The 17,995-nt window shown below is 65.1% G+C and carries 18 protein-coding genes; 11 read left to right on the top strand and 7 right to left on the bottom strand.

Going from position 1 to position 17,995, the window contains the following annotated elements:
* Positions 1–161: 161 nt before the first annotated feature.
* The 3 genes from NLN62_RS19475 to NLN62_RS19465 all read left to right on the top strand — a co-directional run bounded on the left by NLN62_RS19475 (position 162) and on the right by NLN62_RS19465 (position 2,854).
* Complete coding sequence (locus NLN62_RS19475) at positions 162–1,085, top strand: peptidylprolyl isomerase (RefSeq protein WP_027524064.1); 924 nt, start codon at positions 162–164, stop codon at positions 1,083–1,085.
* Positions 1,086–1,193: 108 nt separating this feature from the next.
* Positions 1,194–2,435: a bifunctional glutamate N-acetyltransferase/amino-acid acetyltransferase ArgJ gene (gene argJ, locus NLN62_RS19470; protein ID WP_254109870.1), complete on the top strand. Its 1,242-nt coding sequence runs from the start codon at positions 1,194–1,196 to the stop codon at positions 2,433–2,435.
* Between the two features lie 8 nt (positions 2,436–2,443).
* Positions 2,444–2,854, top strand: a complete 411-nt coding sequence (locus NLN62_RS19465) for a (deoxy)nucleoside triphosphate pyrophosphohydrolase (protein WP_027524062.1) — start codon at positions 2,444–2,446, stop codon at positions 2,852–2,854.
* Between the two features lie 148 nt (positions 2,855–3,002).
* On the opposite strand, the gene NLN62_RS19460 is transcribed toward NLN62_RS19465, so the two are convergent.
* Both NLN62_RS19460 and NLN62_RS19455 read right to left on the bottom strand, forming a co-directional pair.
* A protein-coding gene (locus NLN62_RS19460; RefSeq protein ID WP_254109869.1) for an IS630 family transposase occupies positions 3,003–3,945 on the bottom strand; the annotation gives its coding sequence in 2 pieces (ribosomal slippage) (positions 3,003–3,608 and positions 3,610–3,945; 942 coding nt in all).
* 86 nt (positions 3,946–4,031) lie between these two features.
* The gene (locus tag NLN62_RS19455) at positions 4,032–4,880 is read right to left on the bottom strand and encodes a methyltransferase domain-containing protein (RefSeq protein ID WP_254109868.1); all 849 of its coding nucleotides are present in this window, start codon (positions 4,878–4,880) and stop codon (positions 4,032–4,034) included.
* Between the two features lie 256 nt (positions 4,881–5,136).
* Here NLN62_RS19455 and NLN62_RS19450 point away from each other — a divergent pair, with 256 nt between their 5' ends.
* The 4 genes from NLN62_RS19450 to NLN62_RS19435 are packed head-to-tail and all read left to right on the top strand — an operon-like array spanning position 5,137 to position 7,614.
* Positions 5,137–5,946 carry a ComF family protein gene (locus NLN62_RS19450; RefSeq protein WP_254109867.1) on the top strand — a complete coding sequence of 270 codons (810 nt, stop codon included), beginning with the start codon at positions 5,137–5,139 and terminating at the stop codon, positions 5,944–5,946.
* 35 nt (positions 5,947–5,981) lie between these two features.
* Positions 5,982–6,257, top strand: coding sequence for a glutaredoxin 3 (gene grxC, locus NLN62_RS19445; protein ID WP_254109866.1), 276 nt, complete (start codon positions 5,982–5,984; stop codon positions 6,255–6,257).
* Positions 6,254–7,138: a carbon-nitrogen hydrolase family protein gene (locus NLN62_RS19440; RefSeq protein WP_254109865.1), complete on the top strand. Its 885-nt coding sequence runs from the start codon at positions 6,254–6,256 to the stop codon at positions 7,136–7,138. The genes grxC and NLN62_RS19440 overlap by 4 nt, the downstream gene beginning before the upstream one ends.
* A complete protein-coding gene (locus NLN62_RS19435; protein WP_027524057.1) occupies positions 7,135–7,614 on the top strand; it encodes a DUF1178 family protein in 480 nt (159 codons plus the stop codon). The genes NLN62_RS19440 and NLN62_RS19435 overlap by 4 nt, the downstream gene beginning before the upstream one ends.
* On the opposite strand, the gene NLN62_RS19430 is transcribed toward NLN62_RS19435, so the two are convergent.
* The 3 genes from NLN62_RS19430 to NLN62_RS19420 all read right to left on the bottom strand — a co-directional run bounded on the left by NLN62_RS19430 (position 7,611) and on the right by NLN62_RS19420 (position 10,053).
* Positions 7,611–8,510, bottom strand: a complete 900-nt coding sequence (locus NLN62_RS19430; RefSeq protein WP_254109864.1) for an EamA family transporter — start codon at positions 8,508–8,510, stop codon at positions 7,611–7,613. The genes NLN62_RS19435 and NLN62_RS19430 overlap by 4 nt on opposite strands.
* 287 nt (positions 8,511–8,797) lie before the next feature.
* On the bottom strand, positions 8,798–9,571 hold the full coding sequence (gene ubiG, locus NLN62_RS19425) for a bifunctional 2-polyprenyl-6-hydroxyphenol methylase/3-demethylubiquinol 3-O-methyltransferase UbiG (protein ID WP_254109863.1): 774 nt from the start codon (positions 9,569–9,571) through the stop codon (positions 8,798–8,800).
* A 14-nt stretch (positions 9,572–9,585) separates the two neighbouring features.
* Entirely contained in the window at positions 9,586–10,053 is a 468-nt protein-coding gene (locus NLN62_RS19420) for a PH domain-containing protein (RefSeq protein WP_027524054.1), read from the bottom strand.
* Between the two features lie 148 nt (positions 10,054–10,201).
* On the opposite strand from NLN62_RS19420, the gene NLN62_RS19415 reads away from it, so the two are divergent.
* The 3 genes from NLN62_RS19415 to prfA all read left to right on the top strand — a co-directional run bounded on the left by NLN62_RS19415 (position 10,202) and on the right by prfA (position 15,154).
* The gene (locus NLN62_RS19415) at positions 10,202–11,458 is read left to right on the top strand and encodes an aspartate kinase (protein ID WP_254109862.1); all 1,257 of its coding nucleotides are present in this window, start codon (positions 10,202–10,204) and stop codon (positions 11,456–11,458) included.
* 286 nt (positions 11,459–11,744) lie between these two features.
* Complete coding sequence (ptsP, locus tag NLN62_RS19410; RefSeq protein ID WP_027524052.1) at positions 11,745–14,012, top strand: phosphoenolpyruvate--protein phosphotransferase; 2,268 nt, start codon at positions 11,745–11,747, stop codon at positions 14,010–14,012.
* Positions 14,013–14,068: 56 nt separating this feature from the next.
* Positions 14,069–15,154, top strand: a complete 1,086-nt coding sequence (gene prfA / locus NLN62_RS19405; protein ID WP_254109861.1) for a peptide chain release factor 1 — start codon at positions 14,069–14,071, stop codon at positions 15,152–15,154.
* On the opposite strand, the gene NLN62_RS19400 is transcribed toward prfA, so the two are convergent.
* Entirely contained in the window at positions 15,151–15,609 is a 459-nt protein-coding gene (locus tag NLN62_RS19400; protein WP_254109860.1) for a MarR family winged helix-turn-helix transcriptional regulator, read from the bottom strand. The genes prfA and NLN62_RS19400 overlap by 4 nt on opposite strands.
* Before the next feature lie 117 nt (positions 15,610–15,726).
* Positions 15,727–16,332 (bottom strand): hypothetical protein, encoded by a 606-nt coding sequence (locus NLN62_RS19395; RefSeq protein WP_254109859.1) that lies wholly within the window; start codon positions 16,330–16,332, stop codon positions 15,727–15,729.
* Between the two features lie 241 nt (positions 16,333–16,573).
* Between NLN62_RS19395 and NLN62_RS19390 the strand changes: the two genes are divergently transcribed.
* Positions 16,574–17,920, top strand: a complete 1,347-nt coding sequence (locus tag NLN62_RS19390) for a substrate-binding protein (protein ID WP_254109858.1) — start codon at positions 16,574–16,576, stop codon at positions 17,918–17,920.
* Positions 17,921–17,995 lie beyond the last annotated feature (75 nt).

Here is a 17,995-nt window from a genome sequence, read left to right as displayed (position 1 = left end):
TGGACGCGACCGGCCAGAGATATGGCCCGGTCTGAGCCTTGTCAACGGCGGCCGGCTTTCCGGTAATTCATCATTTTGACAGGTTTTTCGCGTTGCCAAGGCACCCCGATTGGGCGAGTGTCCGCCCCGCCCAAATACCCCCTTCAGGATAAGGATTTTCCATGACCACCTCGTTCCCGGTAACGAAAACCGGCCTGCGCTTCGGCCTTGCCACCGCCCTAGCGGGCTGCCTTGCGCTGGCGCTGATCGCGGGTCCCGGCCGGGCTGCCGACGACCCGGTCCTGGCCAAGGTCAATGGCGTGGAGATCAAGAAGAGTGACGTCGCGCTCGCCGAGGAGGAACTGGGCCCCTCGCTGGCGCAGATGGACCCGGCGACCAAGGACGAGAACGTGCTGGCCTTCCTGATCGACATGAAGATCGTCGCCAAGGCCGCCGAGGACAAGAAGATCGCCGACAATGAGGAGTTCAAGAAGCGCCTGGCGTTCGCCCGCAACCGGCTTCTGATGGACAGCCTGCTCGCCCAGGAAGGCAAGTCGGCGACCACCCCCGACGCCATGAAGAAGGTCTATGAGGAGGCCTCCAAGCAGATCACCGGCGAGCAGGAGGTGCGCGCCCGCCACATCCTGGTCGAGACCGAGGACGAGGCCAAGGCCGTGAAGGCCGAGCTCGACAAGGGCGCCGATTTCGCCGAGCTCGCCAAGAAGAAGTCCAAGGATCCGGGCTCCGCCGACGGCGGCGACCTCGGCTTCTTCACCAAGGAGCAGATGGTGCCGGAATTCTCGGCGGTCGCCTTCGCGCTGGAGCCGGGCAAGATCTCCGACCCCGTGAAGTCGCAGTTCGGCTGGCACATCATCAAGGTCGAGGAAAAGCGCAGCCGCAAGGCGCCGGATTTCGACCAGGTCAAGGCCCAGATCGAGAACTACGTCACCCGCAAGGCCCAGGCCGACTATGTCGCGAAGCTGCGCACTGAAGCCAAGGTCGAGCGGCTCGACCAGCCGGCTGCCGACGCGGCCAAGCCGGCCGACGCGGCGAAGCCGGCTGACAAGCCGGCCGACAACAAGATGGCGCCGCCAGCGAAGAAGTAAGAATTCGCTGTCACTTCGCTGACGCCAATAGTATCTAAGCATCGTGATGCCCGGCCTCGTGCCGGGCATCTGCTTATCTGGATTTGCTTCCCAAAAGGCGCCCCCGCGATGTCCTCCTCCGTCTCCCCGCTTGCCCCGAAACATGTTCCCGACATGCCCGTCATCGCGGGCGTCAGGTTGGCAACGGCCGAGGCCGGCATCCGCTACAAGAACCGCACCGACGTGCTGCTCGCGCTTCTGGACAATGGCACCGCGGTCGCCGGCGTCTTCACCAAGTCGAAATGCCCGTCCGCGCCGGTGGAATGGTGCCGCGCCAAGCTGAAAGGCGGCAAGGCGCGCGCGCTGGTGGTCAATTCCGGCAATGCCAATGCTTTCACCGGCAAGACCGGCCGGGCGTCGACGGCGCTGACCGCCAAGATCGCGGCCAAGGCGGTCGGCTGTAGCGAAAGCGAGATTTTCCTGGCCTCGACCGGCGTCATCGGCGAACCGCTGGATGCGACCAAGTTCGACGGCGTGCTCGCCCGCCTCGCCGAGAGCGCCGCGCCCGCCGACTGGCTGGGTGCCGCCAAGGCGATCATGACCACCGACACCTTCCCGAAGGTCGCAACCAGAACCGTGAAGCTCGGCAAGGCCAAGGTCACCATCAACGGGATGGCCAAGGGCGCCGGCATGATCGCACCCGATATGGCGACCATGCTGTCGTTCATCTTCACGGACGCACCGATCGCGCCCGCCGCGCTGCAGGCGCTGCTCAAGAGCGGCGTCGAGGACACCTTTAACGCGGTGACGATCGACGGCGACACCTCGACCTCGGACACGCTGCTGGCTTTCGCGACCGGCGCTGCCGCCGAGCACGGCGCGCCCAGAATCAGCCGCCCTAGCGACCCGCGCCTGAAGGCCTTCATCAAGGCGTTCAACGAGGTCCTCGCCAACCTCGCCGAGCAGGTCGCCCGCGACGGCGAAGGCGCGCGCAAGCTGGTCGAAATCACCGTGGAAGGCGCCAAGACCAAGGCGTCGGCGCGCAAGATCGCGATGTCGATCGCGAACTCGCCGCTGGTGAAGACGGCGATCGCCGGCGAGGACGCCAATTGGGGCCGCGTGGTCATGGCGGTCGGCAAGGCCGGCGAGCCCGCCGATCGCGACAAGCTGTCGATCTCCTTCAACGGTATCCGCGTTGCGAAAAGCGGCGCGCGCGACCCGTCCTATGATGAAGCGCAGGTGTCGGAGGCAATGAAGGCGCCGGAGATCGCGATCAAGGTCTCGCTCGGCCTCGGCAAGGGCCGCGACCGCGTGCTGACCTGCGACCTCACCAAGGAATATGTCGCGATCAACGGCGACTATCGATCGTAAGTTCAGGCATGGCCGAACTCAAACTGACATTGGTGGTGGCCTGCGCGCTTGTTGACGCCGACAAGCGCGTCCTGATCGCGCAGCGCCCCGAGGGCAAGACGCTTGCCGGCCTCTGGGAGTTTCCCGGCGGCAAGCTCGAGCCTGGCGAGCGGCCGGAGCAGAGCCTCATTCGCGAGCTTCATGAGGAGCTCGGAATCACCGTCAGCGAGCCGTGCCTGGCGCCGCTCACCTTCGCAAGCCATGCCTACGAGACGTTCCACCTGTTGATGCCGCTCTACATCTGCCGGCGCTGGGAAGGCATGGTGACCGCGCGCGAAGGCCAGACCCTCGCCTGGGTCCGCGCCAACAAGCTGCGCGACTATCCGATGCCGCCGGCGGACATTCCGCTGATACCGCATCTGATCGATCTGCTGATGTGAGGATGCTCATGCCCCGGACGCAGCGCAGCGCTCTTGCGGTGCGCTGCAGAGCCGGGGCCCAGAGGGCACTGGCTGGGTCCCGGCTCTGCGCAGCAGCGCAAGGGCGCTGCAGCGCGTCCGGGACACGCTAGACTAGAGCATGATGTTTTTATACGGAAACATATCCTGAATTTTTGAGATAGTTGGCGCACTCCTCCTTGGAGAAGACGTCGAGGAGTTCGCCGACCTTGCGCCAAGTCGCTTCGACGTCACGCGTCTGCGCGGCTCGCATCAGGTGTTTGAGCTTGGCGAAAACCTGCTCGATCGGATTGAGGTCGGGGCTGTAGGGCGGCAGGAAGAGCAGATGGGCTCCTGTGGCGCGGATGGCGTTGCGCGCCGCCTTGCCCTTGTGACTGCCGAGATTGTCAAGGATGACGAGTTCACCTTTTGCAAGGGTCGGCGCCAGTACCTGCTCGATATAAAGGGTGAAGAGCTCGCCGTTGATGGGACCGTCGATGACCCATGGGGCGCTGATCCGGTCGTGGCGGAGCGCCGCGATGAAAGTCATGGTCTTCCAGTGGCCGAAAGGCGCAGACGCCTGGAGACGTTGCCCGCTCGGCCCCCAGCCTCGCAGCGGCGCCATGTTGGTTTTGATCCAGGTCTCGTCGATAAAGACCAGGCGCGAAGCGTCGATCCTGCCCTGATGGGTCTTCCAGCGCGTCCGTTTACGGGCGATATCGGGACGATCTTGTTCGGCCGGCAGGATCGTTTTTTTTGAAGCTCAGCCCTTCGGCATGGACGAACGTCCACACCGCCCGCACGTCTGTCTTGATCCCCCGCGCAGCCAGTTCCTGCGTCAGCTTCCGCAAAGTGAATGGTCCGGAGCGAATGCGTTTGCGTAGCCAGTCGGCGTTGGTGCCGGACAGAACCGGCTTCTTGTGACCACCGATCTTGCCGGGCGAAACGCCTCCGGTCTCCCGCCGCAGATTCTTCCACTTCGTCACACAGGAAGGACTGATCTGAAGCGCTTCTGCAATCGAACGAACCGTCTCGCCCGCATCAGCCCTCGCCAGCGCGAGTTCTCGAAGGTCTTCCGAATAGGGTCGCGTCATCCATGCTGGCCCCCGTTCCCAGCATAGAGTTTGAATCAGAAATTGTCCCCTCTGGGAATCCCGATTCCGGCAAAAAACAACATGCTCTAGTCGCGCTTAACCTTCTTGACCGCCTCCGCAAGGCTCGCCTTGGCCGAGCCGGGCTTGAGCGGCTGCTGCTGGCTCGCATGCGGCGCCCAGCCGGAGAGCCAGACGATGTCGAACGTTGCGCGGATGCGACCGTCGGGATCCGCAAACCGCGCGGCATAGATCTCGGCCATCCGCAGCATGGTCGCGCGCCGTGTCGGCGTCCGCCGCCGCTCGACCAGCACGTTGGCTGCGCCCATGCGCCGCAAATCCTGCATCAGCGCGAAGGCATTCGCGTAGCGCACGACGATGCGATCGACATCGGTCACCGGAAGCGCAAAGCCCGCCCGCTGCAACAATGCGCCGATGTCGCGCAGGTCAGCGAACGGCGCGACACGCGGCGACACTCCGCCCTCGCATTCGGCCTCGGCCGCGGCAAAGGCCTGGCGCAGCTCGGTCAGGCTGTCGCCGCCGACCATCGCGGCGAGCAAGAGACCGTCGGGCTTCAACGCCCGACGGATTTGCGCGAGCACACCCGGCAAATCGTTGACGAATTGCAGGGCCAGCGCAGACGCCACGAGCTCGAGGCTTTCCGGCGCCAGGGGCAGCTTCTCCTCGCCCGCCGCATCGAGCTCGACCCGCTGCGCGTTGCCGAAGCGTGCGCGCAGCGCCGCCAGGCCCTCGCCGGGGGTCCAGAGATCGGCAACGGCGCCAAATTCGCGCATCACCGCCGCCAGCCGGTCGGCCATGTCCTCGTCGACGCGGTCGAGCAGGAAGCTGACCGGCCCCTGCGCGCGCACACGGGACTGCCGCATATGCAGAAGCGCGCGATCGAACAGGGCGGGCGGGATTTGCGGGTTTTGCGCCATGCCGCTGGTTACGCCGATTATGATGTTTCTGGCAATCTTCTCCCTCGTGTCCCGGACGCGCTGCAGCGCTCTTTGCGCTGCTGCGCTGATCCGGGACCCACGCTTCCGAGTGCACGCTTTAGGCCCCGGCTCGGCAGCGCACCGCCATAGCGCGTCGAAGACGCGCGTAAACGCGCTTATGGCGCTGCGCTGCGTCCGGGGCAAGAGACCGGAGCGCGGCTTGAGCCCTCTGCGGCGTAGCGCTAGCCTCTCGCCCATGGAATCCGCCAGCGCCCCCAACCGTTCCATATCCGCATCTCTACGCGCCACATGGACGGCCGGGCACCGCATGCTGTCGCGCGCGGCTAGGCTCGCGCTCGATATCGCGCTGCCGACCCTGTGCGTGTCCTGCCGCGAGCCGGTCGATGGCGAGGGCGTCTGTGCGGCCTGCTGGGCAAAACTGTCGTTCATCGCCCCGCCCTACTGTCCGCGGCTCGGCATCCCCTTTGTCTATGATCCCGGCCCCGAGATGCTGTCGATGGAGGCGATTGCGAGCCCGCCCGCCTATCATCGGGCGCGCGCCGCGGTGCGCTATGACGACGTCGCGCGCACGCTGGTACATTCGCTGAAATACCAGGACCGCACCGACCTTGCGCCGGCCATGGGCCGCTGGATGGCGCGCGCGGGGCGCGAGCTGCTCGGCGAGGCCGACATGCTGGTCCCGGTGCCGCTGCATTGGCGGCGGGCCTGGCGCCGCCGCTACAACCAGTCGGGCGCGCTGGCCCGCGTGATCGAGCGCCAGACCGGGGTCAAGGTGAAAGGCGACATCCTGCGCCGGATCCGCGCCACGGAGCAGCAGATCGGGCTGTCGCGCGCCCAGCGCGCCACCAATGTGCAGGGCGCATTCCAGGTATCTGCCGACCACCAGGCCGAGGTGCAGGGCCGGCGTATTGTCCTCATAGATGACGTCTTGACTTCCGGCGCGACGCTGGATGCCTGCGCCCGGGCCTTGCTCCGCGCCAAGGCAGCGCACGTCGACGCACTGGTCTTTGCCCGGGTTGTGGAGACCGGGTCACGTCCCATATAATTCGATCAATTCATGAATTGAGAGCATCAGGCGAGATGAGCACTGCTGTCGAGATCTATACGAGGCCGGGCTGCGGCTATTGTTCCGCGGCCAGGTCGCTGTTGGCCCGCAAGAAGGCCGCCTTCACCGAGTTCGACATCGCCAAGAACCCGTCGTGGCGCCAGGAGATGTATGACCGTGCGGGCGACGGCTCGACATTCCCGCAGATCTGGATCGGCGAGAAGCATGTCGGCGGTTGCGACGAGCTCTATTCGCTCGATCGCGAAGGCAAGCTCGATGCGCTGCTCGAAAGCGTCAAGGCCGTCTCATGAGCCAGAATCAGGATCGTACCTTCACCGCCGCCATGGTGCAGATGCGCACCGGCCTTCTGCCTGAACCGAGCTTCGAGCAGGCAAGCAAGCTGATTCGAAAGGCGGCGGCGAACGGCGCGAATTACGTGCAGACGCCCGAAGTCAGCAACATGATGCAGCTGAACCGCAAGGCGCTGTTCGATCACCTCGCCAGCGAAGAGGACGACAAGTCGCTGAAAGCCTATCGCGCGCTCGCCGCCGAATTGAAGATCCATCTGCATATCGGCTCGCTGGCGCTACGCTACTCGCCGGAGAAGGCGGTCAACCGCTCCTTCCTGATCGGCCCCGACGGCAATCTGCTGGCGAGCTACGACAAGATCCACATGTTCGACATCGAGCTGCCGGACGGCGAGAGCTATCGCGAATCCGCCAACTACCAGCCGGGCGAGACTGCTGTCATCTCCGACCTGCCCTGGGGCCGTGTCGGGCTCACGATCTGCTACGACGTGCGCTTCCCCGCGCTTTATCGCGCGCTGGCAGAGGCTGGCGCGTCGTTCATCACCGTACCCTCCGCCTTCACCCGCAAGACCGGCGAAGCGCATTGGCATGTGCTGCTCCGCTCGCGCGCGATCGAGACCGGGTGCTTCGTATTTGCCGCGGCGCAGGCCGGCCTGCACGAGAACAAGCGCGAGACCTATGGTCACTCCTTGATCATCGATCCCTGGGGCGAAATCCTCGCCGAAGGCGATGTCGAGCCAGGCATCATCATGGCCAAGATCGATCCGGCCAAGGTCGACACCGCGCGAAAGGCGATTCCATCGCTGCAACACGGCCGCCGCTTCGGCGTCGCCGATCCGAAGGCCGGCCCTGATCATCTGCATCTGGTACGGGGATCGGCATGATCCGCTATGCGCTCCGCTGCGAGCGGGACCACGCGTTCGAAAGCTGGTTCCAGAGCTCGTCGGCTTACGACCAGCAGGTCAAGCGCAAGCTCGTGACCTGCCCGATCTGCGGCTCGGCCAAGGTCGACAAGGCGATCATGGCGCCACGCATCGTCGGCAAGAAGGGCCGCGAGCGCGCTCCCGAGCCAACCCCGGCACCCGCGCCCGCGACCGAGGTCACGCCGCAGCAGCCGGCCTCGCTGATGATGGCGCAGGAGCGCGAGCTGCGCACCAAGCTGAAGGAATTGCGCGACCACATCGTGAAGCATGCCGACAATGTCGGCGAGCGCTTCCCGAATGAAGCCCGCGCCATGCATTACGGCGACAAGGAGCACCGCCCGATCTACGGCGAGGCCTCGCCCGATGAAGCCAAGGCGCTGATCGATGAAGGCATCGAGGTGTCGCCGCTGCCGGTGCTGCCGGAAGACCGGAACTAGGCACCGACCAGTATCGCCACGCCGACCACGATCAGCACGATTCCAAAGATTTCGCGCGGCGAAACCGGCTGCTTGAACGAGTAGTAGGCTACGCCCTGCGCGAACAGCACCTCGATCAGTGCGAGCGTGCGGACATTGGCCGCGGCGGTCAGCGCGAAGGACAGGAACCAGAATTGCGAGGCGAAGGCGCCCATGAAACCGGCGAGCAGCGACGGCTTCCAGAGGCCGAGGATGGCACGCAGGATCTTGGGTGCGCGCCAGAGCAGGTAGACCGTCAGGATCAGCGTCTGCACGAACAGGCCCAGCACGAGCGTGAACGAGGACGCCGTCACGAAGGAGACGCCGGGCACCGCGATGATCGCGCCGCGGAAGCCGACGGCTGACAGCGCGAACGCCGCCGCGGCAACGAGGCCGATGATGGTCGGCTTCAATTCGGCAAAACTCTTCTCGCCGCCGGGACGCAGCGCGGTGATGACGACGCCGACGGTCGCGATCACGATTGCCAGCACCTTGAGCCAGGTCAGGTGATCACCGAGGAAGACGAAGCCGAAGATCGCGGTCTGGATCGCTTCGGTCTTCAGGTAAGCCGTCGTCACCACGAACGACCGATCGTTCATGGCGAGCAGCATCAATCCGGTGGCGACGATCTGGCTGAGCGCCCCTAACAGCAGCCACGGCCAGAACACGGACGGCGGCGCGCTCAGATGATCGCCCGAGACGACCAGCACGACGGCCAGGAAAAGCACCGAGAACGGAAAGCCGAACAGGAAGCGGATGTTGGTCGCGCCCCAGGTGCCCAGCGGCTTCGTCAGCGACCGCTGCATCGCGTTGCGCGCCACCTGCCCGAGTGCGGCAATGACGGTGAAGGGAATCCAAAGGCTGGTGACGGTGAACATGGGCGGGGAGCGACGATGCGGGGAAGATTGCGGCCAAGTTGCCGCTCGCCACGAGGCAGGTCAATCACGCCCACGTCATAGGAGCGATGCTCTCGCCACAAACTCCAGCGTCGTCCCGGGGCGCGCGAACCGCGAGCCCGGGACCCATAATCCCAGGGAGTGGTTTGGCGAAGACTCGTGGTTACCAGTTTCGCGCCACAACTTCTCCCTGGGGTTATGGGTCCCCGCCTTCGCGGGGACGACACCTGTTTTGCTGGGACAGCTCGGCTCCTACAGGCAGCTCGGCATCACACCATCCCTTCCGCCACGACCATGTAGTTCACGTCCATGTCGGACGAGAGGCTCCATCTGTCGGCGAAGGGCGAGTAGACGACGCCGGTCTGCTCGGTGATGACGAGGCGGTTGTCGAGCAGATATTTGGCGAGTTCGTCGGGGGTGACGAACTTGCTCCACTCATGGGTGCCGCGCGGCAGCCAGCGCAGCACGTATTCGGCGCCGACGATGGCGAGCGCAAAGCTCTTCCAGTTGCGGTTCAGCGTCGAGACCACCATCAGCCCGTTCGGCTTCAGCATGGCGGCGCAGCGGCTCAGGAAGACGCCGACGTCGGTGACGTGCTCCACCACCTCCATCGCCAGCACGATGTCGAAGCGCTCGCGCGGATCGACCTCCTCGACCGTGGTGCAGCGATAGTCGATCGACAGATGCCCCTTGTCGGCATGCAGCTTTGCAGCCGCGATGTTGCTTGCCGAAGGATCGATGCCGATGACCTGCGCCCCGAGCCGCGACAGCGGCTCGCAGAGCAGCCCGGCACCGCAGCCGATGTCGAGCACGCGCAGACCTCCGAGGCAGTTGAGGCTGCGCACGTTGCGCTCGAACTTGCGGCAGGCGGCGTCGCGGATATAGCCGAGCCGCAGCGGATTGATCTTGTGCAGCGGGGCCATCTTGCCGTTGGGGTCCCACCACTCGGCGGAGAGCTTTGAGAACTTGGCGACCTCGCCGGCGTCGACGGTCGAGGACTGGCTAACAATCGTGGTGGCGGAACTATTCTGCTGCATGCTCATGAAAACGCGCCGTCCTACCGCACGGTGATCGAATTGCGGAAGGCAAGTGGGGACGCGATGGTCTGGATCTTCTCGATCCCCTCGCCCACGCCGCGGATCGTCACATCGCCGTAGTTGAAGATGCGACCCAGAATGGTCTGGTCGACATCGACACTTTCGACCTTGTCGAGGCTCATTTCAAAGGTCTTTCGGGTGATGAACCCGGTCTTATGCACAACCCTGAAATTGGTCACGTCGGTTTCGGTGGTGAAGCGGTGGAACCAGCCCTTCAGTGTCCAATAGAGGGCGCCCAGTGCCACCAGGCCACCGGCCGTGAGGCACAGCAGCACGAGGCCCTCGGTGGTCGTCTGCCGGGACATCAGAAGCAGGACCAGGGCCACGATCCAGGCCAGAATCGCCGGGGAATAGAAGATCCAGTGCGCATTGGTCGAATACAGCACCTTCTCGCCGGGCTGCAGGATCTTGTCGATATAACGCGCCATAACCTCGATTAACCCATTCCCCGCCCCGACGGGTCCGTCAGGAACCGGCTTGCCCCCGGCCCCGCCGCTCTGTATACGCGCGGTCGGTAGCTACCCCGTCCAGCGCGGGCCACCATACTGATCCTCAAGAGGGAATGCACGCGTCGTCATGAGCCGCCTCGTGATGAAATTCGGCGGCACATCCGTCGCCAATATTGAACGTATCCGCAACGTCGCACGCCATGTGAAGCGTGAGGTCGACGCCGGCCACGAGGTTGCCGTGGTGGTCTCGGCGATGTCCGGCAAGACAAACGAGCTGGTCGCCTGGTGTACCGAAGCTTCGCCCATGCACGATGCGCGTGAATATGACGCCGTGGTCGCCTCCGGCGAGCAGGTGACGTCGGGCTTGCTGGCCATCGTGCTCCAGGGCCTGGGCATCCAGGCCCGCTCCTGGCAGGGCTGGCAGATCCCGATCAAGACCAGCGACGCCCATGCCTCGGCCCGCATCGAGGACATCGACGGCAACGAGATCATCAACCGTTTCAAGGAGCGCAAGGAGGTCGCGGTCATCGCCGGCTTCCAGGGCATCAATCCCGAGACCGGCCGAATCACCACGCTCGGCCGCGGCGGCTCCGACACTTCGGCGGTCGCGATCGCCGCCGCCGTCAAGGCAGACCGCTGCGACATCTACACGGATGTCGATGGCGTCTACACCACCGACCCGCGCATCGTGCCGAAAGCGCGCCGGCTCGACAAGATCGCGTTCGAGGACATGCTGGAACTTGCCTCCCAGGGCGCCAAGGTGCTCCAGGTCCGCTCGGTGGAACTCGGCATGGTCCACAACATGCCGATCTTCGTCCGGTCGAGCTTCGACAAGCCCGAGGACATCGACCCGCATGCCAACCAGCCGCCCGGCACGCTGATCTGCAGCGAGGAGGAGATCATGGAAAACCACGTCGTCACCGGCATCGCCTTCTCCAAGGACGAGGCCCAGATCTCGGTGCGCCAGATCGAGGACAAGCCGGGTGTCGCCGCCTCGATCTTCGGGCCGCTCGCGGACGCCAACATCAACGTCGACATGATCGTCCAGAACGTCTCCGAGGACGGCAAGACCACGGACCTGACCTTCACGGTGCCGGCGACCGACTACGCCCGCGCCAGGGACACGATCGCCGCCGCCAAGGCCAAGATCGGCTATGCGCGGCTCGATAGCGCCACCGACGTCGCCAAAATCTCCGTGATCGGCAGCGGCATGCGCAGCCATGCCGGCGTCGCCGCCCAGGCGTTCTCGGCCCTCGCGGCACGGAATATCAACATCCGCGCCATCACAACCTCCGAGATCAAATTCTCGGTTTTGATCGACACCGCCTATACCGAGCTTGCGGTGCGAACCCTGCACACGCTCTACGGTCTCGATCAGGTTTAGACGAATTTTCTGTTAGCGACCGCAGCAAACGCGAAGGTGTACACACCTTCGCGTTTGGCAGGCGTTTTGCTTGGCAAAACAAGCCTCAATTCGCTATACGGCGAACAGGGTGGGCTGCCGCAGACTGTGCCCCAGTTCAGGCGGTGCCGATTCGGCGCAGGCGCTAAATCTGAAAAGATTTGGGCTCGTGCCGACGCCGGAAGAGCAAATTTGTTGTTTCTCTGGAGTTTTGGGCCAGCCGCCGGCTACCCCGCCGGGCCAGGCAGATGGAGGAGATTGACGGCACATGCGGAGCGCGTCGGGAGGTCCCCGCGTCTTGTTGAGACGGCTCCGCGAAACCATGGCGGAGCAGGTCTCGGCCCAGGAGCGGCTGGACAAGATCGTGGTGCTGATCGCTGCCAACATGGTGGCCGAGGTGTGCTCGGTCTATGTGCTGCGCGTCGACAATACCCTCGAGCTCTACGCCACCGAAGGCCTCAACCGCGAGGCCGTGCACCATACCGTGCTGAGCGCCCATGAGGGCCTGGTCGGCCTCGTCGCCAGCGAGGCGACCCCGCTCAACCTCAGCGACGCCCAGAGTCATCCGGCCTTCTCGTTCCGTCCCGAGACCGGCGAAGAAATCTACCACTCCTTCCTCGGCGTGCCGATTCTGCGCGCCGGCAACACGCTCGGCGTGCTGGTGGTGCAGAACCGCGCCAAGCGCAATTATGTCGAGGAGGAGTTGGAGGCGCTCCAGACCACCGCAATGGTGCTGGCGGAGCTGATCGCCTCGGGCGAATTGTCCGCGCTCGCCCAGCCCGGCCTCGAACCGGCCGCGCGCCATTCCGCGCAAAAGGTCGGTGCGATCCTGTCGGAGGGCATCGCGCTTGGCCATGTCGTGCTGCACGAACCGCGCGTCGTCATCAAGGACTACATTGCCGAGGACCTGCCGAAGGAAATCAAGCGGCTCGACACCGCGCTCGCCAAGCTGCGCTCCGATCTCGACCGCATGCTGGAGCGCGGCGACGTCGCCGAGGGCGGCGAGCACCGCGACGTGCTGGAAGCCTACCGCATGTTCGCCAACGACCAGGGCTGGTCGCACAAGCTGCATGAAGCGGTGGCGACCGGCCTCACCGCGGAAGCTGCCGTCGAGCGCGTGCAGTCCGACACCCGCGCGCGCATGCTGCGCTCCACCGATCCCTATTTGCGCGACCGCCTGCACGATCTCGAAGACCTCGGCTACCGCCTGATGCGGCAGCTCGTCGGCCAGGATCACGCGCCGTCACGCGAGCAACTGCCCGACAACGCCATCGTCATTGCACGCGCGATGGGACCGGCGGCGCTGCTCGACTACGACCGCAAGCGGCTGCGCGGCATCGTGCTGGAGGAAGGCACCGCAAACTCGCACGTCTCGATCGTGGCGCGTGCGCTCGGCATCCCCGCGGTCGGCGAGGTGCCGAACGCGCCGGGTATTGCCGATCCCGGCGACGCCATCATCGTCGACGGCACCTCGGGCTCGATCTATGTACGACCCTCGCAGGAGATCGAGGCGGCCTATGCGGAGCGCGTGCGCTTCCGCGCGCGGCGCCAGGCGCAGTATCTGGCACTGCGCGACCGGCCCTGCGTCACCAAGGACGGCGAGGCGGTCGAGCTGATGATCAACGCGGGTCTCGCCATCGACCTGCCGCATATCGACGACACCGGCAGCGCCGGCATCGGCCTGTTCCGGACCGAGCTGCAATTCATGGTCGGCCAGAGCCTGCCGCGCACCAGCGACCAGCTCGCGCTCTATCGTACCGTGCTCGATGCCGCCGGCACCAAGCCCGTCACCTTCCGCACCCTCGACATCGGTGGCGACAAGGCGCTGCCCTATATGGAGGCGGTGATCGAGGAGAATCCCGCGCTCGGCTGGCGCGCGATCCGGCTTGGCCTGGACCGCCCCGGCCTGCTGCGCGGCCAGATCCGCGCGCTCTTGCGCGCCGGCGGCGGCCGGGCGCTGCGCGTGATGTTCCCGATGATCTCCGAGGTCGCCGAATTCGATTCGGCGAAGGCGCTGGTCGAGCGCGAGCTGACATATCTGCGCCAGCACGGCCACACGCTGCCGGAGCGCATCGACATCGGCACCATGGTCGAGGTGCCGGCGCTGCTCTACCAGCTCGACGAGCTCCTGAAGAAGGTCGATTTCATCTCGGTCGGCTCCAACGATCTGTTCCAGTTCCTGTTTGCGGTCGATCGCGGCAACGCCAAGGTCTCGGACCGCTTCGACACCATGTCGGCACCGATCCTGCGCGTGCTGCGCGAGATCGTGCGCAAGTCCAAAGCCGCGCAGAAGTCCGTCTCGCTGTGCGGCGAGATGGCGTCCAAGCCGATCGGCGCGCTGGCGCTGATCGCGATGGGCTATCGCTCCCTGTCACTGTCGGCGACCGCGCTCGGGCCGGTGAAGGCGATGGTCCTCGAGCTCGACGCCAAGAAGGCGGCCGCGATGCTCGATCCGCTCCTGGATGCGCCGACCGGCACCGTCTCGATCCGTCAGAAGCTGACGCAATTTGCCGAGGCCGAAGGGCTGTCGTTGTAGCGGGCCGGTCCGAAACCCGCCCCGCGTTGCCCCTTTTTGCATCTGAGACTTGATCGATGTCGTCACTCCCCGAAGCCAAACTGGACGTCCTCCTTGCACATCATGCCTCGCTCGAGGCCGAGTCGCTCGGCCAGCTCTCCTCCGAGCGTTATGTGCAGGTCACGCGCGAGCTCGCCGAGATCAGCCCGTTGATCGAGGCGGTGAAGACCTATCGGTCTGCGGTGAAGGAGCTCGCCGATACCGAGGCGCTGATCGCCGATCCCGCGACCGACGCCGAAATGCGCGGCATGGCCGAGGCAGAGCGCGACGATCTCTCGCCTAGAATCGAGGATCTCGTGCAGAAGATCCGCGTGGCGCTGTTACCCAAGGACGCCATGGACGACCGCAACGTGGTGCTGGAAATCCGCGCCGGCACCGGCGGCGACGAGGCCTCGCTGTTCGCCGGCGACCTGTTCCGGATGTACGAGCGTTTTGCCGGCTTGCAGGGCTGGAAGGTCGAGGTGATCGCGGCGAGCGAAGGCACCGTCGGCGGCTACAAGGAGATCATAGCCGAGGTGCAGGGCCGCGGTGCGTTCTCCAAGCTGAAGTTCGAATCCGGCGCGCACCGCGTGCAGCGCGTGCCCGACACCGAGACGCAAGGCCGCATCCATACCTCCGCCGCGACCGTCGCGGTGCTGCCGGAGGTCGAGGATGTCGACGTCGACATCAAGAACGAGGATCTGCGCATCGAGACCATGCGCGCACAAGGAGCCGGCGGCCAGCACGTCAACAAGACGGAATCGGCGATCCGCATCACCCACATCCCGACCGGCATCGTCGTGATGATGCAGGACAGCCGCTCGCAGCACAAGAACAGGGCGTCCGCGATGAACATCCTGCGCTCGCGCATCTACGACGCCGAACGCCAGCGTGTCGAGGCGGCGCGCTCGGCCGACCGCAAGGAGAAGGTTGGCTCCGGCGACCGCAGCGAGCGCATCCGCACCTATAATTTTCCGCAGGGGCGCGTCACCGACCACCGCATCAATCTGACGCTGTATAAGCTGCCGCAGGTGATCGCGGGCGAAGCGCTCGGCGAGCTGATCGACGCCCTGACCACGGAGCATCAGGCCGCCCAGCTCGCGGCGCAGGGTGCTGCGGCCTAACGCCTCTTCGTGCGGAATGATCGCAGGATCTTGCTCAGGGCCGGGCTTGCCGCGCGCAGCTCTTCGAGATGGATTTTTGAGAGCGCCCGCAGCTTCTGTTCGCCCTTGGCTGTCAGCTTGAGACGGACCTTCCTGGCATCCTGCGGATCGGCAACCCGGGTGATCAGCTTCAGCTTCGCCATCCGGTTCATCAGCTCGACCGCAGTGTGATGCCGGATCAGCAGGAAGCGCGCGACGTCGCCGATGGTCGCATCTTGCGGTCCGGCAGCCCCCTTGATCGCGAGGAGGGCCTGATGCTGCTGGGGCGCCAGACCGGCGCGCCGGGCCGCGGCCTCGCTGAAGGCCAGGAAGGTTCGCACCTGGTAGCGGAATTGCGCTAGCGCCTGATAGTCGGCCTCGCGCATGGCCGCGCTCTCGGGCCGCGCCGGCGTTGTCGTCTTCTTCGGTTGAACCATGCCGTGCCGTCCGCCTCGATCTCACCACCCGCCGACAGGAGCGGATAGGTCAAGGCTAGCAAGCGGCCAGCTCCGGACCAACCGGCCGGCACCGCGGATGCACAGCTATCCGCCCGCCTATTCGAAGTTGGAAAAATTCGAGAGCAGGATCTTCACCAGGATGATCTGGAACGCGATCGGGATGCGCACGCTTCGCCGCCGGATCGACCGCTGCAACGCGCCGGCGATCTCGGTGCTGGTGAGTGCGCCGGATGCGGCGTTGGCGATCAGCCGCGTCCACATCTCCGGCAGTGATCCGCCGGGCCGGACCGCCGGCTTGATCGTGACGCCGCAGCCCTGCGCCCAGGCGATGATCTCGCGTGTCGTGTGCGGGCCGCAATTGCGCGCGGTCGCAAGACGCTCGGCAGTCAGCGCGAGCAGCAACTCGCGTGACGGCGACCAGCTTCCCTTCGGCGGCTGCTCACCCGTCAGCTCGACCGCAAGCTCCTTGAGCACGTTCTGGGCGCGCACGCTCGGCGTCTTCATCGGGCCGGGCGCCAGGTTCGACTGACCGGCCGGCGAGCTGCGCCAGCCGTCCGGCCGATTGCGCGCCTCCGGCGCGCGAAACGCGTCGAGAGCCTGCGGCGTGGTCCGGTGGCCGTCACCATCCGCCGCTGCCCGCCGCGAGTTCCGCGGCCATGACCGCCGCTTCCTGACACCTGCCACTCTCGTTTGCCGCGTCATGTCGTCTGCCGAACCATCGAGTACGTACTCATAAAGGCTAATATGTATCGTAACACGATATGTTTTTGCGGGACAATTTTCTCACCTAGACCAAAGGCGAAATTGACAGCGAGACATCACAAGCAATGCTTGCGGCAAGAGCTACACGGGGATGTGACACGACGCGCAACCGGCAAGGCCGGGAGCAGCGCCGATGGATGGTCACGTCCCCCAAACAAACATGCTCGGGAGGAACTTGATCATGACAAACAGCTTCATCAGCCGCGGCCTGAATTCAAGACTTTCGCGCCGACGCCTGCTGCAAGGCAGCGCCGGCATCATCGGCGGCTCGCTGCTGCCGGCGATGCCCGCGCTCGCCGACGACAAGCCCGCGCTCGGCACCTATCCGGCGGGCGCCTCGGGCTCTTCTGTCTTCATCGGCATCTCCGTGCCGCGCACCGGCACCTATGCGGTGCAGGGCGAGGACGAGCTCAAGGGCTATCAGCTCGCGATCGAGCACATCAACAGCGGGCATGATCTGATCAAGAAGATCTCGCCCAAGACCAGCAAGGGCGTGCTCGGCAAGGAGCTGAAATTCGGTGTCGCCGATTCCGCCGCCAAGCCCAACGAGGCGGTGCAGGCGCAGCAGCGCTTCATCAGCGAGAACAAGGCGATCATGATCACCGGCGGCACGTCGAGCGCGGTCGCAGTCGCCTTGAACAAGCTCGCGCAGCGCGAGAAGGTGCTCTTCGTGTGCGGCATCTCCGGCTCGAACGACACCACCGGCAAGGATTGCGTCCGCTACGGCTTCCGCCAGGATTTCTTCGGCCAGACGGCGGCCGCGGCGATCGGCCCGGTGATGGTCAAAGCCTTTGGCAAGAACAAGAAGGCCGCTTACCTCACGCCCGACTACACCTACGGACACACCGTGACGAAGTCGATGCAGGATTCTCTGGCAAGCGCGGGATGGACGACCGCGACGAACCAGGTCGCGCCACTCGGCGCGCCCGACTATTCCTCATATCTGCTCAACGTCGCGAACTCCGGCGCCGACGTGCTCATCAACGTCAACTGGGGCCACGATGCCGTTCTCTCGACCCAGCAGGCCAAGCAGTTCGGCGTGCTCGACAGGATGAAGCTCGTGATTCCCTACCAGGTGCCGTTCATCGCGCGCGAGACCGGCGGCCTGATGCAGGGCGTCTATGCCGCGACCGACTATTGGTGGACGATCGAGGACAAGTTCCCGCTCGCCAAGATGTTCAACGACGCCTTCGCGGCGAAGTACGGCTACAAGCCGGAGTGGGGCGCCGAGAACGCCTATGTCAGCTTCGCGCACTGGGCGCGCATGTGTGAGGAAGCCGGCAGCTTCTATCCGCCTGACGTCATCAAGGCCTATGAGAAGGGCGAGACCATCCCCTCCTTCGTCGGCGACGTCCATTATCGCGCGGAAGACCATCAGTGCGTCCGTCCTGTCATCATCGTCAAGGGCAAGATGGAAAAGGACATGAAGAACAAGGAGGACTATTACGACGTCGTCGAGATCGTCCCCAGTGAGGGCCTGATGCAGAAGCCGGACGCGTTCGGCTGCCATCTCGGCGAGTACTCGTGAACCTGGGTTGACCCCTGTGACGCCGCGGGCAGTTGCCACGCCTGCGGCGTCAGCCTTTTGCGGATCGGCGCGTCG

It is taken from the genome of Bradyrhizobium sp. CCGUVB23 (assembly GCF_024199885.1).
Classification (GTDB): Bacteria; Pseudomonadota; Alphaproteobacteria; order Rhizobiales; family Xanthobacteraceae; genus Bradyrhizobium.
Note: the sequence above shows the minus strand (reverse complement) of the source record. Positions and strands in the feature narration are given on the sequence as shown.

What these genes read in the sequence shown, in the direction of transcription:
- NLN62_RS19475 (WP_027524064.1), top strand. Translation starts at nt 162, where the DNA reads ATGACCACCTCGTTCCCGGTAACGAAAACCGGCCTGCGCTTCGGCCTT.
- argJ (WP_254109870.1), top strand. Translation starts at nt 1,194, where the DNA reads ATGTCCTCCTCCGTCTCCCCGCTTGCCCCGAAACATGTTCCCGACATG.
- NLN62_RS19465 (WP_027524062.1), top strand. Translation starts at nt 2,444, where the DNA reads ATGGCCGAACTCAAACTGACATTGGTGGTGGCCTGCGCGCTTGTTGAC.
- NLN62_RS19455 (WP_254109868.1), bottom strand. Translation starts at nt 4,880, where the DNA reads ATGGCGCAAAACCCGCAAATCCCGCCCGCCCTGTTCGATCGCGCGCTT.
- NLN62_RS19450 (WP_254109867.1), top strand. Translation starts at nt 5,137, where the DNA reads ATGGAATCCGCCAGCGCCCCCAACCGTTCCATATCCGCATCTCTACGC.
- grxC (WP_254109866.1), top strand. Translation starts at nt 5,982, where the DNA reads ATGAGCACTGCTGTCGAGATCTATACGAGGCCGGGCTGCGGCTATTGT.
- NLN62_RS19440 (WP_254109865.1), top strand. Translation starts at nt 6,254, where the DNA reads ATGAGCCAGAATCAGGATCGTACCTTCACCGCCGCCATGGTGCAGATG.
- NLN62_RS19435 (WP_027524057.1), top strand. Translation starts at nt 7,135, where the DNA reads ATGATCCGCTATGCGCTCCGCTGCGAGCGGGACCACGCGTTCGAAAGC.
- NLN62_RS19430 (WP_254109864.1), bottom strand. Translation starts at nt 8,510, where the DNA reads ATGTTCACCGTCACCAGCCTTTGGATTCCCTTCACCGTCATTGCCGCA.
- ubiG (WP_254109863.1), bottom strand. Translation starts at nt 9,571, where the DNA reads ATGAGCATGCAGCAGAATAGTTCCGCCACCACGATTGTTAGCCAGTCC.
- NLN62_RS19420 (WP_027524054.1), bottom strand. Translation starts at nt 10,053, where the DNA reads ATGGCGCGTTATATCGACAAGATCCTGCAGCCCGGCGAGAAGGTGCTG.
- NLN62_RS19415 (WP_254109862.1), top strand. Translation starts at nt 10,202, where the DNA reads ATGAGCCGCCTCGTGATGAAATTCGGCGGCACATCCGTCGCCAATATT.
- ptsP (WP_027524052.1), top strand. Translation starts at nt 11,745, where the DNA reads ATGCGGAGCGCGTCGGGAGGTCCCCGCGTCTTGTTGAGACGGCTCCGC.
- prfA (WP_254109861.1), top strand. Translation starts at nt 14,069, where the DNA reads ATGTCGTCACTCCCCGAAGCCAAACTGGACGTCCTCCTTGCACATCAT.
- NLN62_RS19400 (WP_254109860.1), bottom strand. Translation starts at nt 15,609, where the DNA reads ATGGTTCAACCGAAGAAGACGACAACGCCGGCGCGGCCCGAGAGCGCG.
- NLN62_RS19395 (WP_254109859.1), bottom strand. Translation starts at nt 16,332, where the DNA reads ATGACGCGGCAAACGAGAGTGGCAGGTGTCAGGAAGCGGCGGTCATGG.
- NLN62_RS19390 (WP_254109858.1), top strand. Translation starts at nt 16,574, where the DNA reads ATGACAAACAGCTTCATCAGCCGCGGCCTGAATTCAAGACTTTCGCGC.